The organism is Actinoplanes auranticolor (genome assembly GCF_018332655.1).
Classification (GTDB): Bacteria; Actinomycetota; Actinomycetes; order Mycobacteriales; family Micromonosporaceae; genus Actinoplanes; species Actinoplanes auranticolor.
This window is the reverse complement of the sequence record NZ_BOQL01000084.1, coordinates 13,689-29,368: the sequence shown is the minus strand read 5'-3', so window position 1 is coordinate 29,368 and position 15,680 is coordinate 13,689. Positions and strand designations below refer to the sequence as shown.

Annotated in this window: 15 protein-coding genes; 8 read left to right on the top strand and 7 right to left on the bottom strand. The window is 70.7% G+C overall.

Features of this window, described 5'->3' with window-relative positions:
- Positions 1–9: 9 nt before the first annotated feature.
- Positions 10–696: a PASTA domain-containing protein gene (locus Aau02nite_RS43090; protein WP_212994473.1), complete on the top strand. Its 687-nt coding sequence runs from the start codon at positions 10–12 to the stop codon at positions 694–696.
- Here the strand turns inward: Aau02nite_RS43090 and Aau02nite_RS43085 are convergent.
- Both Aau02nite_RS43085 and Aau02nite_RS43080 read right to left on the bottom strand, forming a co-directional pair.
- Entirely contained in the window at positions 669–1,583 is a 915-nt protein-coding gene (locus tag Aau02nite_RS43085) for a rhomboid family intramembrane serine protease (protein WP_212994472.1), read from the bottom strand. The genes Aau02nite_RS43090 and Aau02nite_RS43085 overlap by 28 nt on opposite strands.
- Positions 1,584–1,615: 32 nt before the next feature.
- On the bottom strand, positions 1,616–2,140 hold the full coding sequence (locus Aau02nite_RS43080; RefSeq protein ID WP_212994471.1) for a peptidylprolyl isomerase: 525 nt from the start codon (positions 2,138–2,140) through the stop codon (positions 1,616–1,618).
- Positions 2,141–2,341: 201 nt separating this feature from the next.
- On the opposite strand from Aau02nite_RS43080, the gene Aau02nite_RS43075 reads away from it, so the two are divergent.
- Positions 2,342–3,064: a hypothetical protein gene (locus Aau02nite_RS43075; protein ID WP_246595871.1), complete on the top strand. Its 723-nt coding sequence runs from the start codon at positions 2,342–2,344 to the stop codon at positions 3,062–3,064.
- A 69-nt stretch (positions 3,065–3,133) separates the two neighbouring features.
- On the opposite strand, the gene eccB is transcribed toward Aau02nite_RS43075, so the two are convergent.
- The 3 genes from eccB to Aau02nite_RS43060 form a co-directional block, all read right to left on the bottom strand.
- Positions 3,134–4,588, bottom strand: a complete 1,455-nt coding sequence (gene eccB, locus Aau02nite_RS43070; protein ID WP_212994469.1) for a type VII secretion protein EccB — start codon at positions 4,586–4,588, stop codon at positions 3,134–3,136.
- A gap of 64 nt (positions 4,589–4,652) precedes the next feature.
- On the bottom strand, positions 4,653–5,792 hold the full coding sequence (corA, locus tag Aau02nite_RS43065; RefSeq protein ID WP_212994468.1) for a magnesium/cobalt transporter CorA: 1,140 nt from the start codon (positions 5,790–5,792) through the stop codon (positions 4,653–4,655).
- Positions 5,793–6,105: 313 nt separating this feature from the next.
- Entirely contained in the window at positions 6,106–7,200 is a 1,095-nt protein-coding gene (locus Aau02nite_RS43060; RefSeq protein ID WP_212994467.1) for an aminotransferase-like domain-containing protein, read from the bottom strand.
- 39 nt (positions 7,201–7,239) lie between these two features.
- Between Aau02nite_RS43060 and Aau02nite_RS43055 the strand changes: the two genes are divergently transcribed.
- From Aau02nite_RS43055 to Aau02nite_RS43040, 4 genes are read left to right on the top strand one after another with little or no spacing between them, the layout of a single operon-like run.
- On the top strand, positions 7,240–7,689 hold the full coding sequence (locus Aau02nite_RS43055; protein ID WP_212994466.1) for an NUDIX domain-containing protein: 450 nt from the start codon (positions 7,240–7,242) through the stop codon (positions 7,687–7,689).
- Positions 7,690–7,741: 52 nt separating this feature from the next.
- The gene (locus Aau02nite_RS43050) at positions 7,742–8,473 is read left to right on the top strand and encodes a phosphocholine cytidylyltransferase family protein (RefSeq protein WP_212994465.1); all 732 of its coding nucleotides are present in this window, start codon (positions 7,742–7,744) and stop codon (positions 8,471–8,473) included.
- Positions 8,461–9,522 carry an iron-containing alcohol dehydrogenase family protein gene (locus Aau02nite_RS43045; RefSeq protein WP_212994464.1) on the top strand — a complete coding sequence of 354 codons (1,062 nt, stop codon included), beginning with the start codon at positions 8,461–8,463 and terminating at the stop codon, positions 9,520–9,522. Before Aau02nite_RS43050 ends, Aau02nite_RS43045 begins: the two co-directional genes overlap by 13 nt.
- A complete protein-coding gene (locus Aau02nite_RS43040) occupies positions 9,497–10,234 on the top strand; it encodes a CDP-alcohol phosphatidyltransferase family protein (RefSeq protein ID WP_212994463.1) in 738 nt (245 codons plus the stop codon). The genes Aau02nite_RS43045 and Aau02nite_RS43040 overlap by 26 nt, the downstream gene beginning before the upstream one ends.
- Position 10,235: 1 nt before the next feature.
- Here Aau02nite_RS43040 and Aau02nite_RS43035 read toward each other — a convergent pair whose 3' ends face one another.
- A complete protein-coding gene (locus Aau02nite_RS43035) occupies positions 10,236–11,756 on the bottom strand; it encodes an arylsulfotransferase family protein (protein WP_246595870.1) in 1,521 nt (506 codons plus the stop codon).
- 31 nt (positions 11,757–11,787) lie between these two features.
- Complete coding sequence (locus Aau02nite_RS43030; protein ID WP_212994461.1) at positions 11,788–12,978, bottom strand: glycosyltransferase family 4 protein; 1,191 nt, start codon at positions 12,976–12,978, stop codon at positions 11,788–11,790.
- Between the two features lie 25 nt (positions 12,979–13,003).
- On the opposite strand from Aau02nite_RS43030, the gene Aau02nite_RS43025 reads away from it, so the two are divergent.
- Positions 13,004–13,906, top strand: coding sequence for an Fpg/Nei family DNA glycosylase (locus Aau02nite_RS43025; RefSeq protein WP_212994460.1), 903 nt, complete (start codon positions 13,004–13,006; stop codon positions 13,904–13,906).
- 253 nt (positions 13,907–14,159) lie between these two features.
- A complete protein-coding gene (locus Aau02nite_RS43020; RefSeq protein WP_212994459.1) occupies positions 14,160–15,656 on the top strand; it encodes a sugar transferase in 1,497 nt (498 codons plus the stop codon).
- Positions 15,657–15,680 lie beyond the last annotated feature (24 nt).

Sequence of the window (15,680 nt, the reverse complement as noted above, 5' to 3'; positions counted from 1 at the left end):
GGAACCCGCATGCGCTTGACCCTGCCGTCGCTGCCGCGTCCGCGGCAACCGTCCCCGCCGAGTGAACCGCCGGAACTACCGGGTGAGCTGCGGCAGCCGGCACGCCGGCTGATGTTGTCGCGCCGCCACAAGGCATCGGCCGGGCTGGTGGCGGCGGGAGCGGCCGTCGTGCTGGCCTGCTTCGGCGTCGGCTGGGGCACCAACGCCGACCAGCGGAGCCTGGGCCGGGGATCCGGGGCGCTCGGCATCAGCGGTACGGCAGCCGACAAGGCGACCGGGGACAGAGCCGCTGCCGCCCGCGCCCGGGAGGACGAGGCTGCGGCTCAGCGGGCCGCGGAGGACCGGGCCGCGGCGGCGAAGGTGCTCGCCGCGAAGGCCGCCGATGCCCGGGCCGCGGCCGCGAGGGCCGCCGAGGCGAAGGCCGCTGAGCAGCAACGCGCCGACCGGGAGATCGTCGCCATGCCCGCCCTCGTCGGCCTCGGGCCGGCCGGCGCGCTGGACGCGGCGGAACGGGCCGGGCTGACCGGCGTCACCGTCTGCGGCACGCCGGAGCACGACATCGCGTCCCGGTCGTCCGATTGGCGAGTCACCGCTCAGGACGTCGCGGCCGGGACACGGATCAGCGCGGACCGGCGGATCTGCTTGTCAGCCACCGAGATACCGGCAGATCACAGCATCAGGGACGCCGTGCGGTAGATCGCCAGCGCCAGCAAGATCACCAGCACCGCCGCGCAACCCACCCCCTGCACCAGGGTGCGTCTCTGCTGGGGCGCATAGGCCAGGATCGCGGCCACCACCGCGCCCACGACCAGGCCGCCGAAGTGACCCGCGACCGAGATGTTGGAGATCACCAGGGTGAAGACCACGTTGATCACGATGATCGGCAGGATCGGCTGGACGCTCAGGTTGAGCCGCTTGAGCAGCACGAAGATCGCCGACATCATGCCGAAGACCGCCGTCGATGCGCCCGCCGTCATGCTGTTCGGCGCGGAGAACAGGTACGCCGCCACGTTGCCGCCGAAGCCGGCCAGCAGGTAGAGCCCGACGAAGCGGACCGGGCCGAGCACCCGTTCGACCTCGCGCCCGAGGAACCAGAGCGCGTACATGTTCATCAGCAGGTGCAGGACGCCGTAGTGCAGGAACATCGCGGTGAAGAGGCGGTACCACTCACCGTGCACGATGCCGTGCGGGACCACGTCGCCGGCCGGGCCGTAGACGGCCGAGCCGAGCACCGCGCCGAACTCGGTGAGCGGCGTGCTGCCGCCCAGCAGGCCGCCCCAGCCGCCACCGGCGACCGCGTTCGCGCCGCCGCTGAGGATGGAGACGAGCATCACGACGACGTTGATGCCGATCAGTGCCTTGGTGGCCGTCCCGGCGCGGCCGGCGACGCTACCGCCGAAAGCGGTGCGCACCGGCCGCTGCGTGCGCCTGCCCTGGGCAACGCACTCCGGGCACTGGTGGCCGACCGAGGCCTCGTTCATGCAGTCCGGGCAGATCGGCCGCTCGCAGCGGGTGCAACGGACGTAGGTCTCTTTCGACGGGTGTCGGTAGCAGACCGGCGCCGTCACCGGAGACTCACTCATACCCACCACGGTACCCGGACGGGGTAAACGAACTACGCGCGCTCGATCTCCACGCGCTCCACCACGACGTCCTCGCGCGGACGGTCGCCCGGACCGGTCGGCGTGGCCGCGATCGAGTCGACGACCTTGGCCGACTGCTCGTCGGCGACCTGGCCGAAGATCGTGTGCCGGCGGTTGAGGTGCGGGGTGGCGCCGACGGTGATGAAGAACTGCGAGCCGTTCGTGCCCGGGCCGGCGTTCGCCATGGCGAGCAGGTACGGGCGGTCGAACTGCAGCTCCGGGTGGAACTCGTCGGCGAACTGGAAGCCGGGGCCGCCGCGGCCGGTGCCGGTCGGGTCGCCCAGCTGGATCATGAAGCCGGCGATGACGCGGTGCGAGATCGTCCCGTCGTAGTACGGCCCGCTGCCCTTCTGGCCGGTCCGCGGGTCGACGTAGTCCTTGGTGCCTTCCGCGAGCTCCACGAAGTTGCGCACGGTCGCCGGCGCGTGGTCCGGGAAGAGCTGGAGCCGGATCGGGCCGTGATTGGTGTGCAGGGTGGCGTAAAGAGTCTCGGCCACGGGTACTCCCATCAGTGTCGCGGTCGCCGATTCGTCAGGTGGAGGACCGGCGCTGGACAGTTCTTTGCAGTTCGGATCCTCCCCCATGTGTCTGATCCGGCTACGCGGGGGTACCCAAGAGGGCAACATGACGTGGGAGAGAACCACAGGAGGTGGGCACTGGTGTTCGCAACGATGCGACGGAAGAACCGCAGCGCAAAGATGAAGAGCGAGCTCGGTCAGAGCGTTGATCACTTCAAGCGTGCGGCATCGCTCGCCGCACAGGAGACCAGCGCGACCGTGGGTCCCCGTTTCTACGCCGCCCGTGACCGCGTGCAGCCGACGGCCAGCAAGGCCAAGGATGCCGCGTCGAGCAGCTGGGGCAGCGCCGTAGCGACGCTGACCCCGCTGGTCACTGCCGCGACCGACAAGGCGCAGCGGGTCAGCAAGTCGACGGCTACGGCGAGCAAGAAGGACCTCAAGGCGAGCAAGAAGGACGCCATGAAGATCCAGAAGCGGGCCAACAAGGCGCTGAAGGGCAAGGAGAGCAGCAAGAGCTCCAAGCTCGGCGGTCTGCTGCTGGCCGGCGCCGCGGTGGGCGCCGCGGGTGCCTACGTGCTCCGCAAGCGTCGTCAGGAGCAGTGGGACGAGTACGACCCGAGCCCCGTCACGACGCGGATCACCGGCTCCGACGAGGCCCTCGCGAAGCCGGCCGACCTGTCCGGTCCGTCGGGGTTCGTCACGCCGAAGGGCGAGACCGGCCCCGTCGTCGGCGCTGTCGGCTCGGACCCGGCGGGCGGTGCGGGCGTCGACCCGACGGTCGGTGCCGGCACGACGGAGCCGGCCATCGAGCTGGTGGACGCCGACCCGGTCGACCAGACCCAGTCGGCGCAGCACAGCGAGAAGGTGGCCCGGCTGGCCAGCGGTGGCCAGAAGAAGAACTGACCCCGGTAGCGCAGATCGTGCAGGCGGGTGGACGCTCCGGACCGGAGCCGTCCGCCCGCCTCGCTGCGTTCAGCCCTGGGTGGAGTCGCCCCGGCGGGCTCGCACCGGGTCGAGCGCCGGTCCCTGGGGCAGTAGCGAAACGAGCTGGCCCGGGATCGGGACGGGCTCGACGCCGGCGTAGCCGAGGCGGGGCAGCACGTCACGGCTGGCGACCGGGTAGCGGCGGCCGGTGTCCGTCACGATGCTGACCGTGCCGCTGCCGGCCGGTGCCGTGGGTGATGCGGCCGCGACGACCAGCGCCCCCTTGCCGCGCGGCACGTGCACCAAGTCAGCCTGCACGCCGCCCGCGACGGCCGGTGCGCCGGCGACCGGGCTGCCGCTCGGCGCCGTCGGACCGATCCGGATGCTGATCACACCCTTGGGGTCCTCGCCGTCGTAGCTGAGACACACCTGCTCAGGGCCGTTGAGCAGCACCGGGACCGCCGGCGGCAGGCCCGCGGCAGCGGCCTCGCCGATCAGCTGGGTCCGGGAGTGCGGCAAGCTGCTGTACAGATTGAGATCGATGTCGCGGCGGTCGTACGCCTCCGGGTCGACCTGCAGCAGCCGCGCCTGCACGTCGGTGATGTCGGCCACGCCGTCGCCCAGCACCACGCCCCATTTGTCCGTGCCACTGGCATCGCCGCGGATCCGCAGCAGCTGACCGATCTCGAAGTCGTCGATCGCCGGCGACGGGTCACCGAAGTCCTGGATCGCCGGCGGCTTGAGGTCGGGGCCGATCGGCACCGCGTTGATCCAGGCCGCCGCGACCGGCAGCGGCTGCTGGGTCCAGCCCAGGAAGGACTGGGTGCGTTGCAGCCGGCCGGCCGGGATCAGGAACCGCTTGTTGTTGTAGACCAGATAGGTTCGGCCGGACGGATCGGCGACGAGCAGCCCGCGCAGATCGGCGGCGGGGGTGTCAGCCCGCGGCACGGGCAGCACGGTGCCGTCGGAGAGCCGCACGCCGACCGCCAGCAGGCTCTGCGCCGGCGTGCCGGAGCCGGAATCGGCCGGCGTCCGCGAGCAGACCGTCCACACCCGCGCGGCCATCCCGCCCTTGGCCGCCGGCAGCGAGTCGGGGGCGTCCGGGATGCCGAGCGGATCGCCGAGCGGCACCTTGGCCAGGCTCTGCGACGAGGCGTCGACCATCTTGGGCTCGGTGGCGTTGGCGATCAGCAGCGCCGAGCTGTAGTTGAGCACCGGGTGCATCCGGTCGTCGGACTTGAGGTAGACGAAGCGGGCGCCCGAACCCTTCTCCAGGAACACCACGGCCTCGTTGCGCGGATCGACCGAGCTGCGCCCCTTGAGCATGCCGTAGACGGCGGCGCCACCGACGGCCAGCGAGGCCACGACCAGGCTGATCAGGGCCGCGCTGCCGGCCCGGCGCAGCGGCGAGCGGTGCGGATCGGGGTCGTGGGTGACCAGCGCGGCCACCACCCGCTGCTGCGAGTACTGGTACGAGTGCAGCTGATCCTGGCGTGACGGCACGCGACTTCCCTCCCCAGGGCGACTCCGTCACTGTAAAGGGCGGCCGGGGGCGGTGGGGGGCGGGTCAGAGCCAGCCGTTGCGGCGGAACGCCCGGTAGAGCAGCACCGAGATGCCGAGCATCAACGTGATCAGCGCCGGGTAGCTGTACTGCCAGGCGAGCTCCGGCATGTGGTCGAAGTTCATGCCGTACACCCCGGCGATCGCGGTCCAGACCGTGGCGATACCGGCCCAGGCGGCGATCTTGCGCATGTCGTTGTTCTGGTCCACGGTGACCTGCGCCAGCCGGGCCTGCAGGATCGAGTTGAGCAGATCGTCGTACGAGGCGACCTGCTCCACCGTCCGGGTCAGGTGGTCCTGCACGTCGCGGAAGTAACGCCGGATCTCCTTGGGCACCTGCCGGCTCTGCGGGGAGGTGATCGTGGCCAGCGGCCGCTGCAACGGCACCACCGCCCGGCGGAACTCCACGATCTCGCGCTTCATCTGGTAGATCTGCTGCACCGGGCTGCCGCTGTCCCGGGAGAAGGCGCCCTCCTCGATGATGTCGAGGTCGGTCTCCACCTGGTCGGCCACCTCGACGTACGCGTCCACCACCCGGTCGGTCACCGCGTACGCGACCGCCCACGGCCCCTGCGCGAGCAGCTCGCCCCGCGCCTCCATGTCGGCCCGCACCGGCGCCAGCCGGGACGCGTCGCCGTGCCGGACCGTGATGACGAAGCGCTCGCCGACGAAGATCATCATCTGACCGGTCTCGACCACCTGGGACGTCTCGGTCAGCTCGCCGTGCGGCACGTAGCGCGCGGTGCGCAGCACCAGGAAGTGCACCGAGTTGAACTGCTCCAGCTTGGGCCGCTGCTCCGCCTTGACCGCGTCCTCGACGGCGAGCTCGTGCAGGTCGTAGGTGCGCGCGATGGCCGCCATCTCGCCCGCGGTGGGCTCGTGCAGGCCCAGCCAGACGAAGGCGTTCTCCCGGCTGCAGGCCTCGCGCAGCGCCTCGTCCGGAGTGAAGTCACCGGGCTCGCGCTTGCCGTCGACGTAGACACCGCAGTCCACGACCGCCGTGCCGTGGTAGGGCCGGCCGGGCTCGTCGGGGCGGCCGTCGTCGGCGCCGAGGAACCGGTTCATCGCCCGGACCGGGGCGGTCCAGGCCCGGGACAATGACCGGTTGACGCCGGTGGTCCGGCTGCGGTTCATGTGCTCGCTCATGGCTGCCTCCCCCAGGGGTGATGTCGGCCGGGCCCTCGCGGTGAGGCCTGCACGAGGCTACGCCCGTTACCTTGCCCCGGCCGCGCCACGCACATGCCGGTCGGCCGGGTGGCGCCGGACGGACCGGCCGCATTTCGGGGGGTGAAGGTGCGATCGGCCCGCCCGGCGCCGGGGGGCGGGGGTGGGTGTCGACGCACCGGGTCGCATGGTCATGCAGCCGGTGCAGCAGCATTGTGAGCCGAACGCCGGTCCCGGCCAAACCCGGGACCGGCGTCAGGAGGGCAGTGTCGGAAACCCGACAGTCGGGCAGGTATCAGGCGGAGACCTCGGCGATGGCCGCGGCGAGCCGCCGGACACCCTCGTCGATCTGGTCCACGGTGACCGCGGAGAAGGCCAGCCGCACCGACGACTTACCGCCGTCCAGCAGGAAGTCGCTGCCCTTGACGACGGCGACGCCCTTCTTCATGGCCGCCGGGAAGAGCTTGTCGACGTCCACAGAGGACGGCAGGTCCACCCAGAGGAAGTAGCCGCCGTCGGGCTCGGTGAAGGTGGCGCCCGGGATGTGCTCGCGCAGGGACGCGGCGAGGACCCGCGCCCGCTCGGCGAGGGCCGTGCTGACGGTCTGCACCGACCGCTCGATGTCGCCGGAGACGCAGAACTGGTGCACGATCGCCTCGGACACCATGCCGGGCGAGATGTAGAGGTTGGTGGCCTTCTTCGCGATGGCGTCGATCAGGGCGGCCGGGCCGACCAGGTAGCCGACGCGCACCCCGGGGCACACCGTCTTGGTGAAGCTGGAGGCGTGCACGACCACGTTCTCCGTGTCCATCGACAGCATCGACGGCAGGGCCTCGCCGCGGAAACGGATGTCCACGTACGGGTCGTCCTCGAAGATCGTGAAGCCGTACTCGACGGCCAGGCTCAGCAGCGCCTGCCGCTTCTCCAGCGAGAGCGTGACGCCGGCCGGGTTCTGGTAGTTCGGGATGATGTGCGCGAGCTTCGGGCGCAGGCCCGCCTCGAGCATCCCCTTGAGCTCGGCGACGTCGATGCCGTCCGGCTCGATCGTCACCTGGTGCACCTTGCCGCCCAGGTTCTGCAGGTTCAGCAGGGTGCGGTCGTAGGTGGGCTTCTCCACGATCACGTCGTCGCCGGCGTTGACCAGGTGGTTGAAGAGGAACGCGTCGGCCTGCAGCGAACCGTTGGTCACGATGACCTGATCCGCGTCGACACCGTGCTTGTCGGCGATCCACTTGCGCAGCGGGACGTAACCGACGGAGGTGCCGTAGGCGGTCACCCCGGCCGGATCGGCGTCGAAGGCCCGGGCGGCGGCGGCCTTGAGGCCCTGCACGTCGATGATGTCCAGGGACGGAGCCCCTCTTGCGAACGAGATCAGCTGCTCAGCGGTCATACCCCCAAGCTTACGAGCAGGCTCTATATCATTTTTCCCGTGTCCCCCGACCCGCTGTTCGTCGCCGGAGCTCTCGTCGTGGACGACGACGGCCGCATTTTCTTCCAGCGCCGGTCGCCGGCACGCAAGCTTTTCCCGAACACGTGGGACATCGTCGGCGGCCACCTCGAACCGGGCGAAACGGTCGACGAGGCGTTACGCCGTGAGGTGCTCGAGGAGACCGGCTGGCAGGTGTCGGTGGTGCTAGCCCCGGTCGGCGAATACACCTACACCGGTGACGACGGTCTGGACCGGCACGAAAGCGACTTCCTGGTCCGGGTGGACGGCGACCTGTCCCGGCCGCGGCTGGAGGTGGGCAAGCACACGGAGTTCCGCTGGCTGGGCCCCGGCGACCTGGCGGTGCTGGACGAGAGCCGCGAGATCAACGACGGGATGATCCGGCGGATCGCCGAGGACGGCTTCGCGGTCCTGCACAATCTCGGTATGTGAACCCACCGCTATCCTCGGCTGGCACGCCCCTCACTTCCGGAAGGAACCACCCATGATCGGCTTGGTACTCGCCGCCGGCGCCGGACGCAGGCTGCGTCCCTACACGGACACGCTGCCGAAGGCGCTGGTCCCCGTGGACGGGGAGACCACGATCATGGACATCTCCCTGCGCAACCTCGCGGCGGCCGGGCTGACGGACGTGACGATCGTGGTCGGCTACCAGGCCGGCGCGGTCGAGGAGCGCAAGGACGCGTTCGAGCGGAAGTACGGCGTGAAGATCTCCCTCGTGCACAACGACAAGGCGGAGGAGTGGAACAACGCCTACTCGCTGTGGCTGGCGCGGGACCACTTCGCCCAGGGCGCACTGCTCGTCAACGGCGACACCGTGCACCCGGTGAGCGTGGAGCAGACCCTGCTGGCCAACCGCGGCCCCGGCATCCTGCTCGCCATTGACAATGTGAAGAAGCTTGCTGACGAGGAGATGAAGGCAGTCTTCTCGGCAGATGGCCGGCTCACCAAGATTACGAAACTGATGGAGCCGGCCGAGGCCTCGGGCGAGTACATCGGCGCCACGATCATCGAGGCCGAGGCGGCCGCCGGCCTGGCCGACGCGCTGCAGGCGACCTTCGAGCGCAACCCGGACCTGTACTACGAGGACGGCTACCAGGAGTACGCCGACCGCGGCGGCGAGATCCGCGGTGCGGCGATCGGCGACATCCCCTGGGTCGAGGTGGACAACCACGACGACCTCGCCAAGGCGCGGGACATCGCATGCCGTTACTAGCCCGCAGCGTCCAGACCCCGCTGCACATCGACGTCCGCCGCGGCGCGGTCGCGGACCTGGGCCGCATCCTGGCCGACGGCCGGATCTCGGCTGGCGGTGACGTGGCCGTGGTGGTCGGCCCGGGTCAGGGCGAGCGGATCGCCGAGATGATCCGGCCGTCGCTGGGCTCGGCCGACGTCTACACGACCACCGGCGGCACCCTCGACGCCGCGCTGGAGCTGGCGGCGAAGCTGCGCTCCCGCTCGTACGACGCGGTGGTCGGCATCGGCGGTGGCAAGACCGTCGACGCGGCCAAGTACGCGGCCAACCGCTGGGGCATGCCGATGGTGTCGGTGGCGACCAGCCTGGCCAACGACGGCATCGCGTCCCCGGTGGCCAGCCTGATCAACGACGGCGTCAAGGGCTCCTACGGCGTGCACATCCCGTACGCGGTGATCGTCGACCTGGACTTCGTGGAGAACGGCCCGGAGCGGGTCAACCGGGCCGGCATCGGCGACGTGATCAGCAACATCAGCGCGCTGGCCGACTGGGACCTGGGCCGGGAGATCCGCGGCGAGCCGGTCGACGGCCTGGCGGCGTCGCTGTCGCGGGTCGGTGCCGAGGCCATCCTGAACATGCCGGGCGACATGCAGGACGACGCCTTCGTCACCATCCTCGCCGAGGCCCTGATCTCGAGCGGTCTGGCCATGGCCGTCTGCGGCAGCAGCCGGCCGTGCAGCGGCGGCTGCCACGAGATCATCCACGCCACGGACACGCTGTTCCCCGGCACGGCCTCGCACGGCGAGCTCGCCGGCCTCGGGGCGTTGTTCTGCACGTTCCTGCGCGGCGACGAGCGCCGCTTCGCCCAGATGTCCGACTGCCTGGTGCGGCACAGCCTGCCCCGCACGGCGAGTGACGTGGGCCTGACCCGCGAGCAGCTCGTCGAGGTCGTCGAGTTCGCCCCGCGGACCCGGCCGGACCGTTACACCATCCTGGAACACCTCGCGATGTCGACGGACGAGATCCGCAGGAAGCTGGCCGAGTATGACGACGCCGTCGCCGGCCTCTGAGCCGACAGTGGACCGCCCACCCACCGCCGCCGACTACTACGGCGTGAACCGGGGCGGCGGGCTGTTCAGCGAGGCGGTCAGCCAGCGGGTGGGTGCCCGGATCGCCGTCTTCGCCCACAAGCACCGGCTGGCTCCCACGGTGCTGACCGTGGCCAATCTGGGCCTCAGCTGCCTGGTCTCGTTCGTCGTCGTGGCGGCGGCCGGACCCGTCGCCGAGGGCCAGGTGTGGGCCTGGCCGGTCGGTCTGCTCGCGCTGCTCGGCTGGCAGTTCGCGTACGCGCTGGACTGCTCCGACGGCCAGCTGGCCCGGGTCACCGGCCAGACCAGCGCGGCCGGTGGCCGGGTCGACGTGCTGTGCGACGTGGCCGGCCAGATCGCGCTGGTGGCAGCCCTGTCCGCGGTGGCCGAGGCCCAGGTGCCGGAGACTCCCGCGTGGCTGGTGGCCGCCTTCGCCGGCACCTGGATGGTCAACCTGGTCACCTCGGTGATGCAGACGGGCAGCCAGGCGTCGAGCATGGTGACGAGCCGCTCGCTGCCGGTCCGCGTGGTCAAGCTGGTCCGCGACTACGGTGCGGTGATCGCCCTGGCCGGCCTGGTGCTGACCCTGGCGCCACAGTGGACGATCTTCGTGATCGGCGCGTTCACCCTGGTCAACGGGGCCTTCCTGGCCGCCAGCATCGCGTTCTCCGGGCGGGCCGCCCTCAAGGGCTGACTCAGACGCGGACGGGGATCGCCGACGAGGTCCCCAGCACCTTCCCGCTGCTGTCGAGCGCTTCGGCGACGACGTACTCCGGCGTGCCCGGCAGCTGCAGCGTGGTCTCGAAGCCGGTGCGGGCGGCCTCGGCGGTCTGGGTCAGCGCCTGCGGCTGGCCGCCGGCCCGGGCCCGCCACTTGGCGACCTTGGTGCTGCCGTTCCAGCTCGTGCTGACGACCACGTTGCCGCCGTCGACGTGCAGACCCAGGGCGGGCTGATCCAGCGGCGCACCGGCCCACTCGGCCTTGTACGCGCGATACGACTGGTTGTCGAGCGGCAGGTGCCCGTCCAGCCGTACGGTGCCGTCCGGGGCGTACTCGGTGAAGTAGGGCTGCTGGCCCCAGCCGATGAACGAGCCGCCGTCGGCCAGCTCGCGGAAGTTGCCCTGCGTCGGCGCGGAGAGCTTCTTCGGGTGCAGGAACTCCTGCACGAAGGTGACCGTCTTGGCCGCCTCGTCGACCTTGAAGACCAGGCCGCGGGACTCCTCGCGCTCCTTGGTGATGCCGGCGCCGTTGTCGAAGATGCTGTACGACCCGTCCCGCCGGCGCCGGAAGTCGTGCTGCCAGCTGAACTTGGACTTCTCGTCGAGGGTGAAGTCCGACTTCTTGCCGCCGAGGCGCCAGCGCACCTCGCCCGACCTGCGATCGATCTTGTAGTTCGCCCAGGTGTGCCGGGCCGAGACGAGGATGTGGCCGTCCGCGTCGAGCCCGACCGAGTTGGCGTGGAAGTAGTCGTACGGCAGGTGCGCGGAGTCGCCCTGGGGCAGCGGCGCGTACGACTCGGACAGGGCGACGTGGTCGCGCGCCCGCCACTCGAAGACGCGCTTGCCGGTCCGGATGTCGATCTCCTGGATGACACCGTCGTGCAGCACGCCGTCGGCCGGTCCACCCACGGCCGACAGGTCGTACGGGACCGGGTCGTAGACCCAGAAGATCGCGGTGTCGTCCGGCGTGATCACGAAGTCGTGCTGATCGGCCTGCTCGGAGCCGGCCGCCCGGACCCGGGTGATCTCCCGGTAGGACATGTCCGCGATGACGAACTCGCCCTGCCCGACACCCTGCCCGCCGGTGCCGCCGATCGTCCCCTCCCACCAGGTCAGGACGGGTTTGTTCTGGTACTGCTGGACCTTGAAGTCGATCGCCACCGTGGCGGGGTCGGGCACCTTGCGGAACCAGACCGGCGAGCCCTTGTCGTCGACGATCAGCGGGCCCCACAGGCCGGCGCCGGACGCCGGCGTCAGGAAGATGTAGCCGGGGGCGGTCGCGTTGGCCGGCGTCGTGATCGTGACGTCGGGCAGCGTGCGCAGGTCGGGGCGGGACCGGTACTTCGCGGGGCCGGCCTGCGGGGCGGCCTGCGGGGTTTCGGCGTCGTCCTTGCTGTCGGCGATCGCATAGCCGGCCCCGGCACCGGCCGCGGTGAACACCACGGCACCGCCGACGCCGAGCAGGAGGTTGCGGCGCGAAAGTTTGGCTTCGGTCACGGGGGCCAGCTTTCCCCATTTCGATGGTGATCTACCTCGATGCCGGGTGGGAATTACCTGTGAGATCGGCATAGATGTCGATGAGCCGCCGGGTCACCACGTCCGGATGGAAGGCGCGCAGGTAGCGGTCGCGAGCGGCCGGGGCGACCGCCGCGGCGTCGGCGCGGGCGATCGGCAGCGCGGTGGCCAGCTTCTCCGGGTCCGGCCCGACCGCCCAGCCGGCCGGCGTCACGGTCTCGCCGATCCCGACCAGGTACGGGATCCCGCCGACGTCGGTGCCGAGCACCGGCCGGCCCGCGGCCATCGCCTCCAGGATCACTGTGGGCAGTACGTCGTCCCAGGTCGGCACGGCCACGATCACCGAGGCGGCCCGGCGGGCGGCGACCATGCCGGCCTGATCCAGCGCGCCGAGATAGGTGACGTCGGCCCGCTCGGCTGCGGCCTGCTCGGCGAGGGGACGCAGTTCGCCGTCGCCCGCGATGCGCAGCTGCCCCAGTGCCCCGTCGGGGTGCCGGCGCCACGCGTCGAGCAGCAACGCCAGGCCCTTCTCCGGGGAGAGCCGGGCCGCGTACAGGAAACCGTCACCCAGCGGCTCCGGGTCGCCGGGATCCGGCAGGCCGTTGGGCTTGATCACGATGCGGTCGTCCGGAATGCCGTAGTTCCGCAGGTGGTCGGCGATCCGTCCGGTCAGCGCGATGTAGCGGTCCACCGACTTCCAGGTCGGCCGGTGCACCGCCAGCGTGGTCGCCATCAGAGCGCTCTGCGCCGCCGAACCGCGATAGCACTTGTGCACGACGGCCGGCCAGCCCACCACCTTGCCCCGGCAGTCGTGGCAGTTGTGCCCGTCCCGGAAGTAGAGACCGGACGAGCAGACCTGCCGGTAGTTGTGCACGGTCTGCACGACCGGCACGCCGTGCGCGTGCGCGGTCCGCACGACCGACGGCGACAGCAACGGGTACGGGTTGTGCAGGTGCAGCAGATCCGGGCGCTCCCGCCGGAGCAGGTCGGCGAGGTCCCGCTGCGCCGCCCGGCCGAAGATCGGCGACAGCGGCAGCAGGGCCTTCTGCGCGAGCGGCAGCTCCCCGATCGAGTCGGAGGCGCGCTGGAACGGCAGCACCTCGATCCCGGCCGCCGTGAGCTGCGCGATCTCCGTGTCGACGATGACGTTCTCGCCGGACGGGATGGCCTCGCGATATCTGTTGTGCGCTACGACGACCTTCACGCCGGGAAACGCTACCGTTGAGGGTGTGCCGGAGCTTCCCGAGGTCGAGGCGCTCGCTGCGTACCTGCGGGAGCGTGCGGTCGGCCGTACAGTCCAGCGTTTCGAGGTCTCGTCCTTCAGCGCGCTGAAGACCTACGATCCGCCCGCCTCCGCCGTCGCCGGCCTGGTCGTCACCGCCGCCGGCCGGCACGGCAAGTTCCTGGATCTCACCCTCGGTGGGCAGTCTTCAGTCGGGTCAGCGGCGGTGGCGGGGCGGTCGGACGGGCTGCACCTGGTCGTGCACCTGGCCCGGGCGGGCTGGCTGCACTACCGCGAGTCGTTCAAGTCGCCCGCGCCGCTCAAGCCGGGCAGCGGGCCGATCGCGATCCGGGTACGCCTCGACGACGAGTCCGGCTTCGACCTGACCGAGGCCGGCACCCAGAAGTCGCTGGCGGCCTACCTGGTGCGTGACCCCGCCGAGGTGCCCGGCGTGTCGCGGCTGGGCCCCGACGCGCTGGAGGTCGACCGTGATCAGTTCGCCGAACGGCTACGCAGCCGCCGCGGCCAGGTCAAGGGCGTGCTCACCGACCAGGAGGTGCTGGCCGGCATCGGCAACGCCTACTCCGACGAGATCCTGCACGTGGCCAGGATGTCGCCCTTCGCGCTGACCCACAAGCTGACCGACGAGCAGATCACCACCCTGTTCGAGGCCATGCGCCAGGTGGAGACCGACGCCGTGACCCGCTCGGTGGGACAGAAGGCGGCCGAGCTCAAGGGCGAGAAGCGCGCCGGGATGCGGGTGCACGCCCGCACCGGCCTGCCCTGCCCGGTGTGCGGGGACACGGTCCGCGAGGTCTCCTTCGCCGACAAGAGCCTGCAGTACTGCCCGACCTGCCAGACCGGGGGAAAGCCGCTCGCCGACCGGCGGTTGTCCAAGTTGATCCGATAGTCACTCAGCGTGCACAAGCCATTCCTTGGGGGAAAGCGGGCACAACGTCCCCTTCTTCTGGACCGTTCCATCGGTATAGTGGCCCGGTCCCACGCTTCGTGCGCGGCGCGTCAGGGACCGGCGGCCCCGCCGGAGCCCCCAGGGCCGTGGCGGTGCGTAATGTTCTCGGTGTGGGCGGTACGTGATGCGGGAGGACGTAGGCGAGGTGACCACAAGCCTCCAACGCCCGGGAACCAGCAAGAGCCGGAGCGGCATGCCGTACGACAGTTTCGAGTGGCAGCAGGAGCCGCCGCCGAGTAACGGCGTACCCAGATCCGCCTGGACCCGCTCGCACCGCCGCCTGTCGCGCTGGCACCGGCCGTACACGTTGATCCTGATCATCCTGGATTTCGTCTCGGCGATTCTGGCCAGTGCCCTGGCCGTGACCTTCATCCAGAAGGCCAGCTCGGGTTTCCAGGACCGGGAGAACATCTTCTACTTCGTCGCCTTCGTCGGCCTGCCGCTGGGCTGGATCTTCACCCTCTGGGCCAACGGCAGCTACGACCGCCGCTACCTCGGGCTGGGCAGCGAGGAGTTCAAACGGGTCTTCCGCTCCTCCATCACGGTGGTGGCCGCGGTGTCCCTGCTGGCCTTCGGCACGCGCACCCAGCTCTCCCGCGTGACGGTGGCCTACGTCTGCGTCGCTGCGTTGATCTTCATCCTGTTCTGCCGCTACTCGGCCCGCCAGGTGCTGCACGTGGCCCGCCGGCGCACCGGCCACGGCGCGCACCGGATGATCCTGATGGGCACCCTGCCCGAGGCCCTCGAGGTCTACACGGCCGTCACCCGCAGCCCGGCCGCCGGCCTGATACCCGTGGCCATCCATCTCACCGACGGTTACTCAGCAGCCAGAGGCATCGAGACACCCGTGCCCGTGTACGCGGGCCGCGACGTGCTCGCCCTGGTCCGCGAGGTCGGCGGCGACACCATCGCGGTCTGCGGCTCGGCCAGCGCCGAGCCCGGCGAGCTGCGCCGGCTCGCCTGGGCCCTCGAGGGCACCGGCGTCGACCTGGTGGTCGCCCCGCAGCTCACCGACATCGCCGGCCCGCGCGTGCACATCCGCCCGATCGAGGGCCTGCCGCTGCTGCACGTCGAGGAGCCGACGCTGTCCGGCCCCGGCTGGCTGGCCAAGAACCTGCTCGACCGGGTCGCCGCCTTCTTCGGCCTGCTGTTCCTCAGCCCGGTCCTCGCCGTGATCGCCGTCGGCATCAAGATGGCCAGCCCCGGACCGGTCTTCTTCCGCCAGCCCAGGGTCGGCCACGAGGGCCACACCTTCCGGGTGTGGAAGTTCCGGACCATGGACGTGGACGCCGAGGAACGCAAGGCGACGCTGGAGGAGCTCAACGAGGCCGACGGCATGCTCTTCAAGATGAAGGAGGATCCCCGGATCTTCCGCTTCGGGAGCAAGCTGCGGGCCACCTCGCTCGACGAGCTGCCGCAGCTGATCAACGTGCTGAAGGGCGAGATGTCGCTGGTCGGGCCGCGCCCGCTGCCCGCCGACGACGGTGACTACCTGGGCGACGTCCGGCGGCGGCTGCTGGTGCGCCCGGGCATCACCGGCCTGTGGCAGGTGTCGGGGCGCTCCGACCTGTCCTGGGACGAGGCGGTCCGGCTGGACCTCTACTACGTCGACAACTGGTCGCTCACGTACGACCTGGGCATCCTGTGGCGGACCATCTGGGTAGTGCTGAAGCGCAAGGGCGCGTATTAACTCCCTGAGCTGGTTTTTCCGGAA

Coding starts and splice junctions, on each gene's coding strand:
- Aau02nite_RS43090 (WP_212994473.1), top strand. CDS start 10: ATGCGCTTGACCCTGCCGTCGCTGCCGCGTCCGCGGCAACCGTCCCCG.
- Aau02nite_RS43085 (WP_212994472.1), bottom strand. CDS start 1,583: ATGAGTGAGTCTCCGGTGACGGCGCCGGTCTGCTACCGACACCCGTCG.
- Aau02nite_RS43075 (WP_246595871.1), top strand. CDS start 2,342: ATGAAGAGCGAGCTCGGTCAGAGCGTTGATCACTTCAAGCGTGCGGCA.
- corA (WP_212994468.1), bottom strand. CDS start 5,792: ATGAGCGAGCACATGAACCGCAGCCGGACCACCGGCGTCAACCGGTCA.
- Aau02nite_RS43060 (WP_212994467.1), bottom strand. CDS start 7,200: ATGACCGCTGAGCAGCTGATCTCGTTCGCAAGAGGGGCTCCGTCCCTG.
- Aau02nite_RS43050 (WP_212994465.1), top strand. CDS start 7,742: ATGATCGGCTTGGTACTCGCCGCCGGCGCCGGACGCAGGCTGCGTCCC.
- Aau02nite_RS43045 (WP_212994464.1), top strand. CDS start 8,461: ATGCCGTTACTAGCCCGCAGCGTCCAGACCCCGCTGCACATCGACGTC.
- Aau02nite_RS43040 (WP_212994463.1), top strand. CDS start 9,497: ATGACGACGCCGTCGCCGGCCTCTGAGCCGACAGTGGACCGCCCACCC.
- Aau02nite_RS43020 (WP_212994459.1), top strand. CDS start 14,160: ATGCCGTACGACAGTTTCGAGTGGCAGCAGGAGCCGCCGCCGAGTAAC.